At 70.0% G+C, this 18,884-nt stretch carries 15 protein-coding genes; 11 read left to right on the top strand and 4 right to left on the bottom strand.

Going from position 1 to position 18,884, the window contains the following annotated elements:
• Nucleotides 1-134 precede the first annotated feature (134 nt).
• Nucleotides 135-3,350, bottom strand: a complete 3,216-nt coding sequence (locus tag Q664_RS37555) for an AAA family ATPase (protein ID WP_075207628.1) — start codon at nt 3,348-3,350, stop codon at nt 135-137.
• Between the two features lie 116 nt (nt 3,351-3,466).
• On the opposite strand from Q664_RS37555, the gene Q664_RS37550 reads away from it, so the two are divergent.
• The 4 genes from Q664_RS37550 (at nt 3,467) to Q664_RS37535 (ending at nt 8,399) form a co-directional block, all read left to right on the top strand.
• Nucleotides 3,467-4,291 carry a metallophosphoesterase family protein gene (locus Q664_RS37550; protein WP_043407272.1) on the top strand — a complete coding sequence of 275 codons (825 nt, stop codon included), beginning with the start codon at nt 3,467-3,469 and terminating at the stop codon, nt 4,289-4,291.
• Nucleotides 4,292-4,467: 176 nt separating this feature from the next.
• Nucleotides 4,468-5,436 carry a TraB/GumN family protein gene (locus Q664_RS37545; protein ID WP_084610614.1) on the top strand — a complete coding sequence of 323 codons (969 nt, stop codon included), beginning with the start codon at nt 4,468-4,470 and terminating at the stop codon, nt 5,434-5,436.
• Between the two features lie 66 nt (nt 5,437-5,502).
• Nucleotides 5,503-7,209 carry a serine/threonine-protein kinase gene (locus Q664_RS37540; protein ID WP_043407269.1) on the top strand — a complete coding sequence of 569 codons (1,707 nt, stop codon included), beginning with the start codon at nt 5,503-5,505 and terminating at the stop codon, nt 7,207-7,209.
• A 77-nt stretch (nt 7,210-7,286) separates the two neighbouring features.
• Nucleotides 7,287-8,399 carry a sensor histidine kinase gene (locus Q664_RS37535; RefSeq protein ID WP_043407266.1) on the top strand — a complete coding sequence of 371 codons (1,113 nt, stop codon included), beginning with the start codon at nt 7,287-7,289 and terminating at the stop codon, nt 8,397-8,399.
• 21 nt (nt 8,400-8,420) lie between these two features.
• On the opposite strand, the gene Q664_RS37530 is transcribed toward Q664_RS37535, so the two are convergent.
• Nucleotides 8,421-8,855 (bottom strand): organic hydroperoxide resistance protein, encoded by a 435-nt coding sequence (locus tag Q664_RS37530; protein WP_043407263.1) that lies wholly within the window; start codon nt 8,853-8,855, stop codon nt 8,421-8,423.
• 136 nt (nt 8,856-8,991) lie between these two features.
• A complete protein-coding gene (locus Q664_RS37525; protein ID WP_043407260.1) occupies nt 8,992-10,002 on the bottom strand; it encodes an LLM class flavin-dependent oxidoreductase in 1,011 nt (336 codons plus the stop codon).
• A gap of 109 nt (nt 10,003-10,111) precedes the next feature.
• On the opposite strand from Q664_RS37525, the gene Q664_RS37520 reads away from it, so the two are divergent.
• The 6 genes from Q664_RS37520 (at nt 10,112) to Q664_RS37495 (ending at nt 15,408) form a co-directional block, all read left to right on the top strand.
• Complete coding sequence (locus Q664_RS37520; RefSeq protein ID WP_043407257.1) at nt 10,112-10,603, top strand: MarR family winged helix-turn-helix transcriptional regulator; 492 nt, start codon at nt 10,112-10,114, stop codon at nt 10,601-10,603.
• Nucleotides 10,600-11,784 (top strand): metallophosphoesterase, encoded by a 1,185-nt coding sequence (locus tag Q664_RS37515; RefSeq protein ID WP_052519162.1) that lies wholly within the window; start codon nt 10,600-10,602, stop codon nt 11,782-11,784. Before Q664_RS37520 ends, Q664_RS37515 begins: the two co-directional genes overlap by 4 nt.
• Before the next feature lie 28 nt (nt 11,785-11,812).
• A complete protein-coding gene (locus Q664_RS37510; protein WP_043407254.1) occupies nt 11,813-12,835 on the top strand; it encodes a pirin family protein in 1,023 nt (340 codons plus the stop codon).
• Between the two features lie 81 nt (nt 12,836-12,916).
• A complete protein-coding gene (locus Q664_RS37505) occupies nt 12,917-13,636 on the top strand; it encodes a hypothetical protein (protein ID WP_063934832.1) in 720 nt (239 codons plus the stop codon).
• A 298-nt stretch (nt 13,637-13,934) separates the two neighbouring features.
• A complete protein-coding gene (locus tag Q664_RS37500) occupies nt 13,935-14,357 on the top strand; it encodes a GtrA family protein (RefSeq protein WP_043407251.1) in 423 nt (140 codons plus the stop codon).
• Nucleotides 14,347-15,408 carry a glycosyltransferase family 2 protein gene (locus Q664_RS37495; RefSeq protein WP_235217033.1) on the top strand — a complete coding sequence of 354 codons (1,062 nt, stop codon included), beginning with the start codon at nt 14,347-14,349 and terminating at the stop codon, nt 15,406-15,408. Before Q664_RS37500 ends, Q664_RS37495 begins: the two co-directional genes overlap by 11 nt.
• 64 nt (nt 15,409-15,472) lie before the next feature.
• On the opposite strand, the gene Q664_RS37490 is transcribed toward Q664_RS37495, so the two are convergent.
• Complete coding sequence (locus Q664_RS37490) at nt 15,473-17,578, bottom strand: prolyl oligopeptidase family serine peptidase (protein WP_043407463.1); 2,106 nt, start codon at nt 17,576-17,578, stop codon at nt 15,473-15,475.
• A 261-nt stretch (nt 17,579-17,839) separates the two neighbouring features.
• On the opposite strand from Q664_RS37490, the gene Q664_RS58370 reads away from it, so the two are divergent.
• Complete coding sequence (locus tag Q664_RS58370; protein ID WP_043407246.1) at nt 17,840-18,736, top strand: hypothetical protein; 897 nt, start codon at nt 17,840-17,842, stop codon at nt 18,734-18,736.
• The last annotated feature ends 148 nt before the right edge of the window (nt 18,737-18,884 follow it).

Raw genomic sequence — 18,884 nt, 5'->3', positions numbered from 1 at the left:
AGCGACCGGGAAGGGGTACCCCCCGCCAACCTCAAAGGTTGGGCCGGAAGCGCGGAGGGCCGCGAAAACCTGGGACCTACCAGGTCGGAAACGGGCAGAAAACCAAGATGCACCTGGCAGGTCTTGTCGGGGGCTCACCGGACACCGCGCGCGAGCGCCCGCGCGTACGCGAGTGACGTCCGTGTGAAGCGAGCCCCGGCGAGCCCGCTCACGTACTGGCGCACCATGGCCCGCGTGGCTCCCACGTAGAAGAGCGCGCGGCGCGTGCGCTCCAGCTCACGCTCCGTGCGCCCCGGCTTCGTCTCCAGCCACGACATGTCGTCCAGCGCGTCCACACCACAGAAGAACACCACCGGGCTCTCGTGCCCCTTGCACGAGAAGGCCGTCGTCACCCGGATGTAGTCCACCTTCCCCACGCTGAAGCCGGACACGTCCTGGCCACTCCGCCCGCCGAAGGCCACCGCCTTCAAGCCCTCGCGCTCCAGCGCCTCGGCCAGCCGCGCGGGCCGCACCGGCGCCACCACCAGCACGTCCGAGGGCTGCACGCCCTCCTCCTGGCTCAGCCGCTTCACCTCGCGCACCAGCCAGGCCTCCTCCGCCTGCGCCGAGTCGAAGACCTTCACCACCGGCAGCACGCCCTCGCGCTCGGTGGCTTGCAGCCGGTACAGCCCATCCACTCCCGGTACCGGCTCCTCCAGCAGGCCCTGCTCGCGCAGCTCGTGGGCGCGCATGAACTCGCGCATGCCGGGGTTGGCCACCCGGTGCAGGCCGAGGGGATCCAACACCACGTTGAAGGCCAGCTCGGACACCTGGCGCGTGGAGCGGAAGGCCTCGTGCAGCACACGCACCCGGCCGGTGAAGTCGAGGTCCGGCAGCTCCTTGCGCAGGGCCTCCACGGAGCTGTTGCCGTACACGTTCTGCGAGTCGTCCGCGAAGAGCAGGAAGGCCTTGAGCGGAGGCCCCTCGCCACGCGAGAGCGGACGGGCCAGCGAGTACAGGTGCGCGAGCTCCGGGGCGCTCAGGTCCTGCGCCTCGTCCACGAAGACGGCGTCGAAGCTCTCCGGCGCGAAGGAGCCCGTGCCCGTCATGTGCATGAGCGTCACCCGCTGTGTCATCAGCGGCGCCCGCTTGCCGAGCCGCTGCCGCATCGCCGCCACCAGCAGCCGCGAGAGCAACGGCGTCAGCGCCTTGTTGAAGAAGGACACCAACACCCGCGCGTCCGGGTGCTCGGCGAGGTAGCGCGCCACCCACTGCGCCAGCACGTACGTCTTCCCACTGCCCGCCACCCCGCGCACCAGGTGGTGCCCCTCGTCGAAGCGGCGCTCGAAGAGGGCCACCTGCTCCTGGGTGAAGAGCGGCCCCATGCCCCGCAGTGAGTCGATCTCCTGCCCCAGCCCCTCGGGCCGCTTCGCCACCCGCGCGCGCACGCCCGGCATCACCAGCAGGGGTTGCAGCGAGAAGCGCGGCTCCAGGCTGGGAGCCACGGGTGTCAGCAGCTCCAGCAACTGCGAGGGGATGGCCGCCTCGGACTCGGCGCGCGAGGAGAGGACGAAGAGGTACTCACGGGCGCGGCTGGCCGCCACGTTGAGCATGGGGGTGAGCTCGCTCGGCGGGAAGGGGCGCCCGGCGGCCACGGTGTCCACCACGACGACGTCGTACTCGGTGCCCTGCTGCCGGTGGATGGTGGAAGCCTGGAAGCGCGACTCGCTCCACCCCTTCTGCTGCGCCAGCGCCCGCAGCAGCGCCGCCTGCGCCCGGTACGGCGTCACCGCCAGCACCTTGAGCCCCGCCTTCAGCGCGGGCGCGGCCAGGGCCACCAGCAGCTCCGCCGAGAAGGGCCTCCGGTAGCCCCGGCCCGACTCGCCCCGCTCGTGACAGACGCGGCGCGCGTCCCGCGTGGCCTCGTCCAGCACCACCCAGCACGCTCGCGCCGCCGGGTACACGTCCACCGTCTTCGGCTGCCGGGTGCGCGGGCCCTCACCGTCCTCCAGCATCCCCGCGTAGCTGAAGTGGCTCACCACCGAGCCGATTTGAGGGTGCATGCGGTGCTGCGTCCGCAACAGCAGCACGTGCGAGGACTCCACCGCCGCCTTCGCGTCCTCCAGGTGCGACAGCGGCGAGCCGCGCATCCACGTCTGCACCGGCCGCTCCACGCCCTCCAGCGCGCGGCTCACCGGGCCGATCTGCTTCGGGTCCCCTCCCAGCAACACCTTGCGCGCCATCGGCGCCAGCAGCCCCACCGCGGCGCGCGACACCATGCCCGCCTCGTCCACCACCAGCCGGTCGAAACGCTCGGCGCCCTCCAGCTCGGACACGAGCCGCAGCGCCCGGTGCACGGTGAGCACCATGAGGGTGGCGTGCCCCTCGCGAGCGACGAAGAGCGTCTCGTCCGTGAGGCCGTCGCGCACCTTGCGCAGCTCCGCCTTCACGGTGGCCAGCCGCGAGGGAGGCGCCCCCTCGAGGTACTCGCGGCGCACGCGCTCCTCCATGTACTCGATGCGCGCCGCCTGCTTCTGGTAACGCGAGTCCTGGAGGACGGCGGGAAAGGCGTTCGTCAACTCCGGGCCCACGCCGATGCCACCCCGGAAGATGCGGCACGTGGTGTCCGGCGCGTGCAGGGCCCCGGCCTTGGACAGCATGCGCGCCACCCGCAGCGCGAGCGTGTCCGCGGCACGGTTGGTGGGCGCCACCGCGAGGATGCGCTCCTTGGGGTTGCGTTGAATGGCCTGCGCGAGCAGCCGCGCCACCGTCTCCGTCTTGCCCGTGCCCGGAGGCCCCCAGAGGAGCGCCCACGGCTTCTCCCAGAGGTCCTCGGGCCCGGGCGAGGGACCGGCGCCATCGTCGGGGATGGTGCCGCGGACCCGGTCCAGCGCCTCGCGCACCCGGGGCCCGCGCGAGTCGTAGGCCCGCGAGGCCGCCAGGAGCGCCTCGGAGAAGTCATAGGGCTGGAAGGCCCAGCGCTCGGCGGAGAGCACCTCGGGAGGGATGTGGCTCAACGAGCGCGTGGAGAGGAAGACGCGCCCGTTCGTGGGGTCCACGTGGACGATCTCCCCCACGAATTTGCGCTCGTCCGGGAGGAAGCCGATGAGCTGTCCCCCACCCCAGCTCGCGTCCGCGGCGGGCTGGGGGGTGAGGCCGAGCATCGACTCGTCCTCCAGCCGCACGTCCTCGGCGCCCTTGAGCATCACCCAGCGGTACAGGGAGCGCTCGCTCTCCAATGCCACCAACAGGTCCTCCGGCAGCACCGAGCGCACGATGAGATCGGCGGGCTCGGGGGTGGGAGCCGGGGACTGCGGAGCCTGGGAAGCAGGCTTCCGGGCATGACGTGCCTGGGCTGACTCGTTCGTCATTCGGAAGGCCGGAGCGCGAGCCCCATGGTGCCCTGAGGACGCCCGAAGGAAAAGCGCACGCGAAACGACCACGCCGCCCGGGAGTCCAGTAATGTGGACGGTCCGCGCCCCCCACCATGAAGCTCTTCGCCCTCAGTGATCTCCATGTGCGCTACGAGCACAACCGCAAGGCGCTCGAATCGCTCGCCCCCCACCCCGAGGATTGGATCATCGTCGCCGGAGACGTGGGCGAGACGCTGGAGCACATGGAGTTCGCCTGGCGCACGCTGACGGCGCGCTTCCAGAAGGTGGTGTGGGTACCCGGCAACCACGAGCTGTGGACCATGACGCGCGAGCAGCCGGCCCTCCGAGGCGAGGCGCGTTACCAGCAGTTGGTGGAGCATTGCCGCTCGCACGGCGTGCTGACACCCGAGGACCCGTATCCTCGCTGGCCAGGCGAGGGGCCGCACCGGGTGCTGGTGCCGATGTTCCTGCTCTACGACTACTCGTTCCGCCCGGACCACGTGGCCGAGAAGGACGCGGTGGCCTGGGCGATGGAGCACCACATCCTGTGCACCGACGAGGCCGTGCTGCACCCGGACCCGTATCCGAGCCGGTCCGCCTGGTGCGCGGCGCGCGTGGAGCAGACACTCGCCCGGCTGGAGCAACTGCCGGCGGACTGCTCCACCATCCTCATCAACCACTTCCCGCTGCGCTACGAGCACGTGCGGCTGCCGCGCATCCCCCGCTTCTCCATCTGGTGCGGCACGAAGAAGACGGAGGATTGGCACCTGCGCTTCCGCGCGGAGGTCGTCGTCTCCGGCCACCTGCACATGCCCGCCACGCTGTGGCGCGACGGGGTGCGCTTCGAGGAGGCCTCGCTCGGCTATCCCCAGCAGTGGAGTTGGCGCGGTGACATCTCTCGCTGCCTGCGCGAGGTGTTGCCCGGGCACACCCCATAGTGGCACCTGCCTCTCTCCGCTCAAGGGGATGCCATGAGCGCCCCGAATCAACGCCTTCTCCGATGGCACTCCAGGAACATGCCCGGAAGGCCCTCGAAGCATTCATGGGAGCACCATTGCCTGAAAAGTCGCCCGAGTGAGGTGCAGCGGACTCCGTTCCGCGCTCTCACTCGGCCATGATGCGCACCACCCTCAACGGACCGAACATGCGCCCTACCCGATTGCTCCTCGCGTTCCTCGCCCTCCTCGGCACCGCCTGTGCCACGACCTCCGCGGAGCGCCCCGCCTCCACGCCGAGCTCCACCGCCGTCGCGGAGCAGCGCGCCTTCCTCTGGGAGGTGACGCGCCCGGGCGCTCCGGACAAGCGGCTCTACCTCACCGGCTCGGTCCACCTGGGCCGGCCCGGCCAGTTCGTCTTCCCGCCTTCGCTGGAGGCCGCGCTCGCGCGCTCCCAGGCGCTGGTGGTGGAGCTGGACCCGGACAAGGCCGACCCGGGGAAGACCCAGCAGCTGATGCTGAGCCTGGGCACCTTCACTCCTCCCGATGCGCTGAGCGCGCACCTGAGCGCCGAGACGAAGGCACTCCTGCCCGAGACGCTCCAGAAGGCGGGACTCCCTCCGGTCGCCGCCGAGCGCATGCGGCCCTGGCTGCTGTCCCTCACGCTCTCCCTCCTGGAGATGCAGAAGGCGGGTTACTCGGAGACGGGCGGTATCGACCGGATGCTGCTGACGAAGGCGCAAGGCACCCAGCGCATCGTGGAGCTGGAGACGATCGAGGAGCAGCTGCGCATGCTCGCCGGCCTTCCTGAAGCCGTGCAGGACCTCATGCTGCGCGAGCAGCTCCAGCAGTCCGGGGAGACGGCGGTGCACATGGCGAGCATCGCCACCGCCTGGGAGGGCGGCAACCCCGACGCCCTGGCCAAGGTCCTCTTCGAGCGGGTGGACGACCCCACCATGCGGCCCTTCTACGAGGCCCTCTTCTTCACCCGCAACCGGCGGATGGCGGACCAGCTCGCCGCGATGCTCGAGCAGCCGGAGACGCACTTCGCGGTGGTGGGCGCGGGACACCTCGTCGGAGAGGAAGGCATCCTCGCCCTCCTCTCCCGGAAGGGCTTCCACGTCCGTCAGCTGCCCCGCGAGCCCTGAGCCCGCCAAACACGGTAAAGTCTGGATTCGCCTTGCCGCCCCGGCTGCAAGAGAATGAGGCCTCCCATGCCTCACTCCGACCCACCAGGCCACGCGGCGCCGCTCGGCACACAGCTGCTCGCGGAACACTTCCGGGCGGACGTCGCCGCCCGCGAAGCGGCGGTGACCCGGTTCATCAGCCTGATCGCCAGCCTCTTCATCATCTCCACGCTCTCGCTGGGCGCCCGCATCGGCTGGCCCCGGGCCCTGTCCGTCGCGGGCCTGTGTGCCTTCTTCGCCCTCTACTACGGGTGGCAGACCCGGATGCTGCGGCGCGGCTGGTTCCATCCCGCGCTCCACTGGATCAACGTCGGCCTGGAGACCTCCACCGGCGCGTACCTCTTCGTCTGCGACATCGCCTTCGGGACCGTCGAGCAGGCGCTGACCAACCCCATGGCCGTCCTCTGGAGCGCGACCATCGTGCTCGCGGCCCTGCGGGGCAACCGCCACCTGGCCCTCTTCGCCGGTGGCGTGGTGGCCGCCGAGACGGTGCTCCTCTACGCCCTGCTGGCCTGGCCCCGGCTGGCCGAGCCCATCCCCCTGATGTTCACCCCGCCGCTCATCGCGCTGCGGGCCACCTACTACTTCATCACCGGTTGGCTGGCGGCCATGGTGGCCAGCTTCCTCACGCACCGCGCCGAGGAGGCCCTGCAAGCCATCCGGGAGAAGGATCTGCTGGGCAAGTACTTCCTCCACGAGCGGCTGGGAGTGGGAGGCATGGCCGAGGTCTTCCGCGCCACCTACAGCCCGGAAGGCGGCTTCGAGAAGGTGGTGGCCGTCAAGCGCATCCTCCCCGCCTATGCCGAGGACGAGGACTTCGTCACCCTCTTCCGCCGGGAGGCGGAGCTGGGCTCGCTGCTGTGCCACCCCAACATCGTCCAGGTGCTCGACGTGGGCCGGTTCGGGGACACCTACTTCATGGCCATGGAGTACATTGAGGGCCTGTCCCTGCGCGAGCTGCTCAAGAGCCACGGGCCCCTGCCTCCCGAGGTGGTGGCGTACCTCGGGGCCGAGCTCGGCGAGGCGCTCGACTACGTGCACCGGCGCACCTCGAGCGAGGGCATCCCGCTGAACCTGGTCCACCGGGACGTGAATCCCCCCAACATCCTCCTGTCGCGAATCGGCGAGGTGAAGCTGGGAGACTTCGGGGTGGCCCGGGCGGCCATCCACGTCCGGCTCACCGAGGCGGACCGGGTGCGCGGCAAGCTGGGGTACCTCGCCCCCGAGCAGGCAAGGGGCCAGCCCTTCGACGGCAGAGCGGACCTCTTCGCGCTCGGCCTCACGCTGCATGAGGCACTCACGGGACGGCGCGTCTTCCAGGGGGAAGATGCCTCCGACATGGTGCGTGGCGAGCCACCGCCCTTCCTCGTGCGGCCCTCGGTCCACCGCCCGGACGTCCCCGCCGAGCTGGATGCCGCCATCATGGGCCTGCTCCAGTGGCGGATGATGGAGCGCACGCCCCGAGGCCATCAGCTGCGCGAGCAGCTCTGTGCCATGACGGGAGCGCTCGCGCCCCATCCGCATGGGCAGCGGGAGCTGGCCCGCATCGTCCAGGAAGCGCTCGCGCACAAGGGAGGCCGCGCACCGGCGCGGAGCTCGGAGCAGGTGACCCGGCTGGAGCCCACCCCGCTCCGCACCCGAGAGGAGGAGCCCACGGCGGTCCTGCCGGGGGGAAGCGTGCTCGCCAACGGGCCCATGGCGGCCGTGGCCAGGGAGGAGACCCGGGAGGATTGAGCCGGGTCGCATGGCCCTGGGGGGGCGGTCCTGGTACGCTCGAGGCGAGACGCGCGCCTTCGCGCCCCGGTGACGCAGTGCCCCAGTCCAAGGAATCCATCGAGGAGTTGCTGTATCTGGTGCTCGACCTCACCGACAGCCTCGTCTTCGAGTTCGACGCGGGCGGCCACTTCCTCTCGGCGTGGACCCAGAACGACGCGCTGCTGGTGCTGCCCCGGGAGGCCTTCAAGGGACGCCACATCTCCGAGGCGATGGACCCCCAGACCGCCGCGCTGACCCTGGAGAGCATCCAGCGTGTGCTGGCCCGGGGGGAGCCCGAGCGCTTCGAGTACTCGGTGGAGGTGGCGGGCGGACGCCGGTGGTTCTGCGCGGATGCGATGCTGGTGCCAGACCGTCCGGGCGTGGCCTTCCTGGTCCGCGACATCACCCGGCAGAAGACGCTCGAGCTGAGCCTGCTCCAGGCGGACCGGCTGGCGGCCCTCGGGACGTTGGCCGCGGGCGTGGCGCACGAGGTGAACAACCCCCTGGGCTACATCTCCTCCAACCTCCACTTCATCGAGGAAGGGCTGGCCGAGGTGCGGCAGGCGCTTGCCGGCAAACCCGAGTTCGCCCCGCTGGCGGGCCGGCTGGAGGAGTGCGTGGAGGCCATCGAGGAGGCGAGGCAGGGCACCACGCGCATCCGCAATGTGGTGGGCGACCTGAAGATATTCGCGCGGGGCGAGGACTCGGGCCCGGAGAAGGAACAGGCGGATGTCCGGCGGGCGCTGGAGATGTCCATCAACATGGCCATGCCGGAGCTCAAGCACCGGGCCCGCATGCTGTGGCACGTGGAGGAGGTGCCACCGGTGCGCGGCAGCGAGTCGCGCCTGGGGCAGGTGTTCCTCAACCTGCTGCTCAACGCGGCCCAGGCCATCCCCGAGGGCGCCCCCAAGGAGAACACCGTGGAGGCGCTCGTGCGCGCCGAGGGCGGCAAGGTGCTCATCGAGATTCGCGACACCGGCCAGGGCATCACGCCGGAGAACCTGAAGCGCATCTTCGAGCCGTTCTTCACCACCCGGCCCGCGGGCGTGGGAACGGGCCTGGGGCTGGCCATCTGCCACAGCATCGTCATCTCGATGGGGGGCGAGCTCACCGTGGAGAGCACCGTGGGAAAGGGCACCTGTTTCCGCGTGCTGTTGCCCACCATCTGAAGGCGCGTCACCCGGCCCCACTCAGGCGAGGCGCAGGTCCACGACGATGTTGCCGCGCGTGGCGTTGGAGTACGGGCACACCTCGTGGGCGGCGCGCAACAGCGCCTCGGCCTGCTCGCGCGGCAGCTCGGGGATGGAGGCGAGGAGCTCCACGGCCAGGCCGAAGCCCTTGCCCACGGGCCCGATGGTCACGTTCGCCGTGATGGAGACCGGCCCCGTGGTGATCTTCTGCGCGCGGGCCACGTGCCCGAGGGCGCTGCCGAAGCACGCCGCGTAGCCACCCGCGAAGAGCTGCTCGGGGTTGGTTCCGGCGCCGCTGCCACCGAGCGCGCGCGGCGGCACCACCGCGACATCCAGGTGGCCATCGTCGCTCTTCACCCGGCCGTCACGCCCCGCCGTAGCGGTGGCCGTCGCGGTGTAGAGGCGCTTCTCGAGAATCGTGGGGCTGGTGCTCATGTGCTTCTCCTTGAGGTGCCGACGTCATTGGGTCGCGGGGATTTGAATAGGTCACAATCAAATTGTGCGCAATATATTTGTCCCGAGAAAGAGGCCGGGGCGGGCCCGGCCCCGTCTCATCCGTTGGGAAGGAGCCTCAGCTCGCGCGGGCGAGCAGGTCGCGGGCCTCGGCGGTGATCTCGTACGAGCGCAGGCGCGCGGCGTGGTCGAAGATCTGGGACGTCACCATGAGCTCGTCGGCGCCGGTGCGGGCGATGAAGTCCGCCAGTCCCCGGCGCACGCTCTCGGGAGAGCCCACGACGGAGCAGGACAGCGCCTGTTCGAGGCCCGCCCGCTCCATGGGGTGCAGCCCCTCCTCGAAGTGGTCGACCGGAGGCAGCAGGGGACCCGGCTGGCCACGACGCAGATTGAGGAAGGCCTGCTGGATGGAGGACATCAACCGGCGGCCCTCCTCGTCGGTATCGGCCGCGAAGACGTTGAGGCCCAGCATGACGTGGGGACGCTCGAGCTGCGCCGAGGGACGGAAGCGGCTGCGGTAGACGTCGATGGCCTGCATCATGTGGCCCGGCGCGAAGTGCGAGGCGAAGGCGTACGGGAGACCCAACGCCGCGGCGAGCTGCGCGCCGAAGAGGCTGGAGCCGAGGATCCAGATGGGGACGTTCAAGCCGGCGCCGGGTACGGCCCGGACCCGCTGGCCGGGCTCGGCGGGACGGAAGTAGTTCATCAGCTCGACGACATCCTGGGGGAAGGAGTCGACGTCGCCGGCCAGGGTCCGCCGGAGCGCGTGGGAGGTAACGGTGTCGGTGCCTGGAGCGCGGCCCAGACCCAGCTCGATGCGTCCGGGATAGAGCGACTCCAGCGTGCCGAACTGCTCGGCGATCACCAGCGGCGCATGGTTCGGCAACATGATGCCTCCGGCGCCGACGCGGATCGTCGAGGTGCCACCGGCCACGTAGCCGATGACGACCGAGGTCGCGGCGCTCGCCACGCCGGCCATGTTGTGGTGCTCGGCCAGCCAGTAGCGGCGATAACCCAGCCGCTCGGCATGCCGGGCGAGCTCGAGCGTGTTGCGCAGCGCCCGGGCGGCGTCGCCCCCTTCGACGATGGGCGAGAGATCGAGGACGGAGAGAGGGACGGTTACCGGCATGGGAGTGTCCCTCGTATGGAGACCAGGGGAGCGGGAAGAAAGACGCGCGATTCCATTGCACCCCATATAATGGCGCACTACGAGAAGCGCATCAGGTCCGAGAGGCAGCATGGCTGAGAAGAAAAAGGGCGGGGCCGCACGCGCGGAAGAGTTGGCGGAGCTCTGCCGGCTGGACAATCAACTCTGCTTCGCCGTGTATTCGGCGAGCAATCTGATCACCCGCCTGTACCGGCCGCTGCTGGAGCCGCTGGGAATCACCTATCCGCAGTACCTGGTGCTGCTGGTGCTCTGGGAGCACTCGACGCGCACGGTGGGTGAGCTGGGCGAGGCGTTGGGGCTCGACTCCGGCACGCTCACGCCGCTGCTCAAGCGGCTGGAGGCCAATGGCATCGTGGCCCGCAAGCGCGCCCCCGAGGACGAGCGCCGGGTCCTGGTCGAGCTCACGCCCGCCGGGCAGAAGCTGCGCACCCGCGCGGCGTCCGTTCCCATCGAGATGATCTGCAAGCTCCGGCTTCCGCCCGAGCAAGCGGTGGAGCTGCGGGACGCCCTCAAGCGGCTCACCCGGGACCTGCGGGCACTGCCGGAAGGAAACGAAGGATGAACAGGGTGTTGGGTCTGGTGTTCTTCTCCTTGCTGCTCACGGCGCTCGCGTTCCTCGTGCTGCGCGGCCTGTGGCCCGCCCTGCGCACCCGCCGCGGGTCCGGCGTGTTCTGGGCCACCGCCGCGCTCGTACACCTGGCCTTCCTGGGCGGTTGGGCCGCACGGACGGGCCCCGGAGTGCCAGGCACGGTGACACGAGGGGCACTCACGGCGTGGTCCGTGGCGGCGCTGGTGTCCCTGGTGGTGGGAGGCCTGCTGCGGCTGGCCGGAGTGGCACACGCGCGGCTGCGCCCCACTCCCGCTCCGGCACTGGCCGCTCCCGGCCGGCGCGAGTTCATGCATGGCCTCGCGTTGCCGGCGGTGGCGGCCACCCTGGGCACCAGCGGCACCGTGGCGGGGATGAGCGGCTTCGAGGTGCGGCACGAGGAGGTGCGGCTGCCCGGGTTGCCCCCGGCGCTCGACGGTTTCCGCATCGGCCAGCTCACCGACGTGCACGTGGGCGAGTTCATCGACGTGGAGCACGTGCGCGGCGCGGTCCAGGCCCTGGACGCGGCCGGGGTGGACCTGCAGGTGATGACGGGCGACCTCATCGACGACCTGACCCAGCTGGACGCGACCCTGGAGGCCCTGCAGGCCTGTAAGGCGCCCCACGGGATGCTCGCCATCCTGGGCAACCACGAGAAGTGGCGCGGGCTGCACGAGGTGCTCGCGGGCTACGAGCGTGCCGCGCCCCGGGGCCGCCTGCGGCTGCTGGTGGACCAGAATGAAGTCCTCGTGCACCGCGGGCAGCCCCTGCGCGTGGTGGGCGTGGACTACCCCATGGGCGAGCGTGGCCGGCACCGGCTGCCCCGCGAGCAACGGCTGGAGAAGATGCGCGCCTCGGCCGAGCGGGCCTGGGCGGGCGTGGGCCCGGACGAGACGGTGCTCTGCCTCACCCACCACCCGGACTTCTTCCCGCTGGCCGCCGAGCGCGGCGCGCGGCTGACGCTGGCCGGCCACACCCACGGAGGACAGGTGGGCTTCTGGCGCATCCCGCTCTTCAGCTTCGCCTTCGAGCACATGCTCGGCCGCTACCGCCGGGGCACTTCACACCTGTACGTCTCCAGCGGGACGGGGCACTGGTTCCCCTTCCGCATGGGCATCCCCGCGGAGGTGACGGTGCTCACCCTGCGTGCGGCATAGCGGCGAGCGCGTTACCTCTGGAGCCATCATGAAGAGCCCCATCATCGAGATCCGTCCGCTGGGCTTCCCCTGGGTGACCGCGGATCCCTTCCTGTTCTGCGTACACCACGACGACGCGTACCCCGCCGGCAACGAGCACCTCGGGCCCCAGGCCTCGCTCACGGGCCGCAACATCGGCCAGGACTTCGACGGCAAGGACGGCTGGAACATGTACCACGGTGAGGTCGTCCCCGGCTTCCCGGGGCACCCCCACCGGGGCTTCGAGACGGTGACGATGGTGCGCAAGGGCCTCATCGACCACTCGGACTCGCTGGGCGCCGCGGCACGCTTCGGCCACGGCGACGTGCAGTGGCTGACCGCGGGCGCGGGCGTCGTGCACTCGGAGATGTTCCCGCTCGTGGACGCGAGCCGCCCCAACCCCACCGAGCTGTTCCAGATCTGGCTCAACCTGCCCGCCGAGGACAAGCTCGCGCCGCCGCACTTCGCGATGCTCTGGAGCCAGGACATCCCCCACGTGTCCTTCACGGACGAGGCCGGCCGCCGCACCGAGGTCACCGTGGCCGCGGGGCAGTTGGAGGGCCGCCGCGCACCAGCGCCGCCGCCCCGCTCGTGGGCCTCGCGCCCCGACACGGACGTGGCCATCTGGACCCTTCGCCTGGAGGCCGGTGCGGTGTGGACGCTGCCGCCCGCCGCGAACCCGCGCGCCGTCCGCACGCTCTACTTCTTCGAGGGCGGCGCGCTCAAGGTGGCGGACCAGGACATCCGCGCGCACCAGGCCATCGTGGTCCGGAGCGACGCGGCGGTGCGCCTCGAGGCCGTGGGCAGCGCGTGCGAGGTGCTGATGCTGCAGGGGCGCCCCATCGGGCAGCCGGTGGTGCAGTACGGCCCGTTCGTGATGAACAGCCGCGCGGAGATTCAACAGGCCTTCACCGACTACCAGCGCACGGGCTTCGGTGGCTGGCCATGGCGGTCCAACGACCCGGTCCACCCGCGTGAAGAGGGGCGCTTCGCCCGCCACGCGGACGGCCGAATCGAGCGGCCCTCGCGCTGAATCCACGAAGTGCACCCGGGGCTTGAATAAACGGACCCCGCTGACGTCGGGGTTTCGTCCCTTGCATCCCGGGTGCCCTCCATGCTCCTCACGCTCCTCGGCATCACCCTGCTCGCCAGCACGCCAGCGATTCCTCCCGTCACGTGCCAGTACGTCAACGACAAGACGGCCTGTGGCTACTCCTGTCAGAGGAGCACCGACGACGTGCGCTGCGCCAGCACCCCGTATGGGACGTGCGGCATGTTCAATGGCGAGGTGTACTGCTTCGACCCGACGCTCGCGGCCATCCACCACCCGCCCGACGAGGGCCTGCGCCCCGAGTGCAAGGCGCTCGGCAACGAGGTGGCCTGTGGCTTCAACTGCCTCGTGGCGCAGGGGAAGATCGCCTGTGCGCGGACGCCCTATGGCGTGTGCCGGGAGCACTTCGGCGAGCTGAAGTGCTGGGACCCGCTGGAGACCACCATCCACGAGCTGGGCGCGAAGACGCCACTGCCTGGCTGCCTCACGGCCTCGACGGCCATCGCGTGCGGCTATGACTGCAAGAGCAACCGCACGGAGGTGAAGTGCGCGGCGACTCCTCGCGGCCGGTGCGAGAAGAACGACTTCCGGCTCGAGTGCTTCGATCCACCCTCCCTCCTGGAGTGCGCGCACACCCAGCCGCCCGACCCCGCCGAGGTGCGCAAGCCGAAGTACAAGCGTCGCGAGGAGAAGCCGGAGGAGAGCGGGCAGACCTCACGCGGAGTGTCATCACCTGGACGCGCGCCAGCGCCCCTCCTTCCCCTGCGCTCGCTCACGGTCTGAGAAAGGCCGCTCCACACACAGCCAGCGTCCAGCGGTGAGCTCCTAGCGGCGCGAGGAGAAGCCGGAGGAGGGCGACAAGGCGGCGCGCGGGCCTGTCCCGGGCCGCGGCACTCCGGATGACCAGGCCTGATGGCGGCCCACCGTCCATGCGCGGCAAGCAGGGCAGCGGGCGCGTGCCCGCCCATTGGGTGGCTCGCCTTCGGTCGGCTCCCGGGCGGCATGGCAGAGGCGCGGGCCTTGTTGCCCCCCTCTTTTGCAGGTAGATGTCCGCCCTTCAGCACTGTCCAGTAGGACCCCCGTGGCTCGCCTCTCGCAAAAGACCTGGCTCCAGCTTCTCGCCTTCATGGGGGTGGGTGGAGTGCAACTCGTGGTGGATGCGGCGGTGTTCCACGTCCTCGTGCAATGGGGCGCCCCCACGGTGCCGGCGAATTTCACCGGTCGCCTGGTGGGAGCCTGTATGGGTTTCGCCCTCAATGCGACCCTGACGTTCCGCTCCGCCATGCGGGGAAGCATGAGCTGGCAGGCGTGGAAGCGATTCTGGGTGTTCTGGTTCGCCATGACGGTGCTCAGTTCGGTCCTGGTGCGCTCGGGCCAGGCCCTGCTGCCAGACGACCCGCGGGCGTCTGGATGGTTGACGGCGGTCAAGCTCGGCGTGGAAGCGACACTCGCGGCGCTCAGCTTCATCATTTCCCGGCAGTGGGTCTTCCAACATGTCCCTTGAATCGACCGCGCCTGGCGCGCGCCTTGCCCTCATCCACAATGCGGACACCTCCCTGGCCATGACCGGTGAGAGCGCCTCACAGGCGCGCATCGCCGTGGTGATTCCCTCCTACAAGGTGACGCGGCACATCCTCTCGGTGCTCGCGCGCATCGGCCCGGAGGTCTCGGCCATCTACGTGGTGGATGACTGCTGCCCGGAGCAGTCCGGAGCCCTGGTGGAGCAGGAGTGCGGGGATCCCCGGGTCAAGGTGCTGCGCAACCCGGTGAATCTGGGTGTGGGGGGAGCGGTGATGACCGGCTATCGCGCGGCCATCGCGGATGGCTGCGATTGCATCGTGAAGATCGATGGCGATGGGCAGATGAAGCCCGAGCTGTTGCCACGCTTCGTGGCCCCCATCCTCTCGGGGACGGCGGACTACACCAAGGGCAACCGCTTCTACCACATCGAGGACGTCGTCACGATGCCGCGGGTGCGGCTGTTCGGAAACGCGGTGCTCTCGTTCATGAACAAGATGTCGTCCGGCTACTGGCGCGTCTTCGATCCCACGAACGGCTACACCGCGATCAGCGCGCCGCTCGCGGCCTCACTGCCCTACGAGAAGATCAGCAACCGCTACTTCTTCGAGTCGGACATGCTGTTCCGGGTGGGGTTGATGCAAGCCGTGGTCGAGGATGTCCCGATGCGGGCGGTCTACGGCGATGAGCAATCCAACCTGAGAATCACCCGGATCCTTCCCCAGTTCCTCAAGGGCCATCTGCGCAACCTGATGAAGCGCATTGGTTATGAGTACTTCCTGAGGGACTTCTCCGTTGCCTCCATCGAGCTCGTGTTGGGATGCGCGTTGGTTCTCTTCGCGCTCATCTTCGGCACGACCGAGTGGTGGAAGTCGGTGACGAGGCAGATCCCCGCCAGCAGCGGCACGGTGATGTTGGCGGCACTGCCCCTCATCCTGGGCGTGCAGTTCCTGCTCTCGTTCCTCGCCTATGACATCCGGGCGCGAGGCCAGACCGTCATCTCCAAGCGCCTGCCCAAGACCCCAGACACACGATGAGCACCGGCCTCTTCGTGCCACGGGAGCGCGGCATGCGCCTGGCTGCTCCGCCGCCCCCTACCCGTCAGGGCACATTGCCCCACATCCGCTCGGGCTCGGGTGTGACGTCGAGCGCCTGGCAGTAGAAGCACAGCTCGTCGACGTCCTGTTCGATGAGCGCCGACAGCGTGGTGCCGCCACCGTGTCCCGAGTCCCGAAGCGGCAGCAGGAAATAGGGTCCGCCTCCCGTGCCTTCCGCCTGGAGCCTGGCGACCATCTTGAGCGGATCATGCGGCGGCGCGGTCCGGTCATTCAACGCCGATACGAAGGTCATCACGGGGTAACGGCGATCGGCTCGGACGTTGTGATAGGGCGAGTACCCGGCGAGATACGGGCCCTCCAGGGGATGCTCGGGCGAGCCGTATTCGACGGTCGCCGAGCTCAGGAAGCCGAACCTCGGAAAGCGCAGCATGTCGAGGGTGGGCGCGCGGCAGAAGACGGCGCCGAAGGCCTCGGGCGCTTGCAGGGCGGTGACGGCGACGAGCAGCCCCCCGTTGCTGTTGCCGCGCGAGGCGAGCCGGGAGGGCGTCGTGTAGCCCGCCGAGACGAGCCAGCGCGCCGCCGCGATGTAGTCGTCGAAGGCGTTCTGCCGCCGCGTCTTGATGGCCGCCTCGTGCCAGGCACGGCCGTATTCGCCACCACCGCGCACGTTGGCGAAGGCGAGCACCCCACCCAGCTTCAGCCACGCGGCATGGAGGGCCGTGAAGCGCGGCTCCACCGAGATGTTGAAGCCCCCGTAGCCACTCAGACGCACGGGCTGGCGCCCGTCGCGCGGTAGGTCCTTACGGTGGATGATGAACATCGACACCCGCGTCCCGTCGAGCGACTCGTACCAGACCTGGTCCGTCACATACTCGGACGCATCGAGCCCGACGTCGGGGACGTGGTACGGCACCAGGCGGTCCGCCGCGTAGTCGTACCGATAGACCGAGGGTGCCTGCACGTACGACGTGAAGTGCACCCACACCTCGTCGCCGCTCCAGGCGCCGCGGATGCCGCTGACGATGCCTTCCCCCTCGTTGCGATTCACCGAGCCCAGGGCTGGCAGCACGAGGTCGCGGAGCCAGGTGCCGTCCTCGGCGTGGATGCGCACGCGATGCGACGCCGCCCGCGAGTAGACGGCGTAGAGCCGGCCGCCGACGCCAGCGACCGTCTGCAGTGTGTCCGGGCCCTCGGGGATGAGCGTCCGCCACTCCGCCGGTGCCGACAGCGGTGCGACGCAGAGACGGCCGCGTGGCGCATCGAGGTCGGTGTGGACGAGCAACGAGTCGCCGATCACCTGCACCTGGTTGAGCGAGCGCATGGAGGGAGCCACCGGCACGAGCGCGTCATCGGCGAGGCGCAGGAGGTAGACGACGTTGGCGTGCACGTAGTCCCACTTGGAGAGCACGGCGAAACGGCGGCACTCGCTGACCTTGACGGAGCACCAGTACTCCTTCACCCGGTCATCGCCGAAGACTCGGCGGGCCGGAGTGCCCGACCCGAGCCGGTGCTCGTAGATGGCGTTCCAATGCGCCTCGTCGCCCGGGGGCACCTCGCCCGGTTCGGGACACGCCGCATAGAAGAACCCGGAGGAGTCGGGCCGCCAGGCCAGGGACGAGTGGCTCGTCCCACGAGGCCGGTCGGGAAGCAGCCGCCCCGTCTCGACGTCGAGCACGTGGATGACGGCGTCATGGGTGCTGCCCACGGCCTTGCCGAACGCGACCAGGGCCCCGTCGGGTGACGGCACGGCGAACACCAGGGCCTCGTTGCCCGCCCACGTGTTGGGGTCGAGCACCGTCTCGAGCGGCGCGCCCTCACGGCGCCGGAGCAGGAGCTTGAGCTTGTCGTCGCTGGCATCCGCCCGCCAGAGGAACTCGCGTCCGTGCGGTCCGGCGGGAATCGGCGGCGAGAGCCGGGCATGGCGTGCGGAGCGAGCGACCGATTCCCGCAGCGCCTCGCGCCCCGGCACCGCGCGCAACACGGAGTGTGTGACGGCTTCCTGCGCGGCGATCCACGCCTGGGTCTCCGGAGCGTCGAGCCGCTCCAGCCAGGCGTAGGGGTCATCGAACCGCCTGCCGTGCAGCGTGTAACCACTCTCCGGATCGCGTCGCGTCGTGGGAAAGTCCAGGGCCCGATCCAGGTTCCTCATCCGGAAATCCTCCACCAGCGCATCTCCTGCGGGCAGGCGACATCGGGCTGCGTCTCCGCCAGCCACTCCAGCAGGCGTAGCAGGCGATGGGCCACGCGAGAACACCCCCATGGGGCACACGGCGGACCTGGCCGCCCTGGCTTGGAGGAGAGCGGCAGGGAGTTGTGGGTCGCGGCTTCTCGAGGCTCGCGTGGGTAACCACCTGCTTGGGGAAGCACTTTATCCTCCGTCACGGCCAGTTCTCTGGCGTGGAATGATGGAATGCCCGTGCACCTCCGCTTCGCCCCTCCATCCAGCATCCCGAGACTCCTCGTCACCCCCGCGCCCGCGGTCATGGTCGGCGTCTATGTGATGCTCCGGCACGGCGTGTCACCCGCGGTCATCGGGCTCCAGGTCGCGGCCGCGCTCCTCGCGGCGTGGGGCGGCGCGCGGGTTGCCCGCCTCCCGCGGGACAAGGTGCTTGCGTGGGCCCCCGCACTTGCCTTGGGCGGGCTCCTCTGCGGCTTCTTGACGCTCGTGTCTCCCGGCCTGGAGGGCGTTCATCGATGGTGGGTGTTGGGGCCCCTCCGGCTGCATGCGTCGTCGCTCCTCGCCCCCCTCGTTCTTCTTGGGTCCGCGGTCCTGTTCGATGCCGGGAGGCCCCTCGCCGCGGCAGGCGCTGTCCTCTTGATGCAGGCGCTTCACCTCGTTCAGCCGGATGCGGCCCAGGCAACCGCATTGGGAGCCGCCTCGCTGGTGCTCATCACCCTCTCCCCCGGAGGACCCCTGCCGCGCTGGAGTCTCGGCTCGGTGGTGCTGCTGTCCACCGCGCTCGCCTGGGGGCGCCCGGACCCGCTGCTCCCCGTGCCGCACGTCGAGGGCATCGTTCGGCTCGCGGCCGAGGCGGGCCTGCTCTGGGGCATCGCGGCCCTCGCGTCGCTGGCGGTCATCCCGCTGGGATTGGCCCTCGTGGGTGTGAGCAGGTGGAGTCGCGCCTCCCCGATGGAGCGGCGGGTGACCGCCAGCCTCGCGATGTACCTCGGGATTCAGGCGCTCACCCCCGCTTTCGGTCATTTCCCCGTGCCTGTCCTCGGCTTCGGCGTCTCTCCCCTCCTCGGCACCTGGCTGTCGCTGGGTATCGTGGGCGTACTGGGGCCACGGAAGGAGGAGCAGGATTGAAGAGAACCCGTGCCTGCGGGCGGGCGAAGGGACGTCTCGTTGAGCAGGCCGCGTGGGCAGTTCCAGGTGCTCCAGAATAGTGCGCACCCCACCGGGTGCCGGCAGATACACCAGCACCCGGCACATGCCTCCACAGCGGCCTCAAACG

Origin of the sequence: Archangium violaceum Cb vi76, from assembly GCF_000733295.1 — a bacterium.
Classification (GTDB): domain Bacteria; phylum Myxococcota; class Myxococcia; order Myxococcales; family Myxococcaceae; genus Archangium; species Archangium violaceum.
This window is presented reverse-complemented; position numbering and strand designations above follow the sequence as displayed.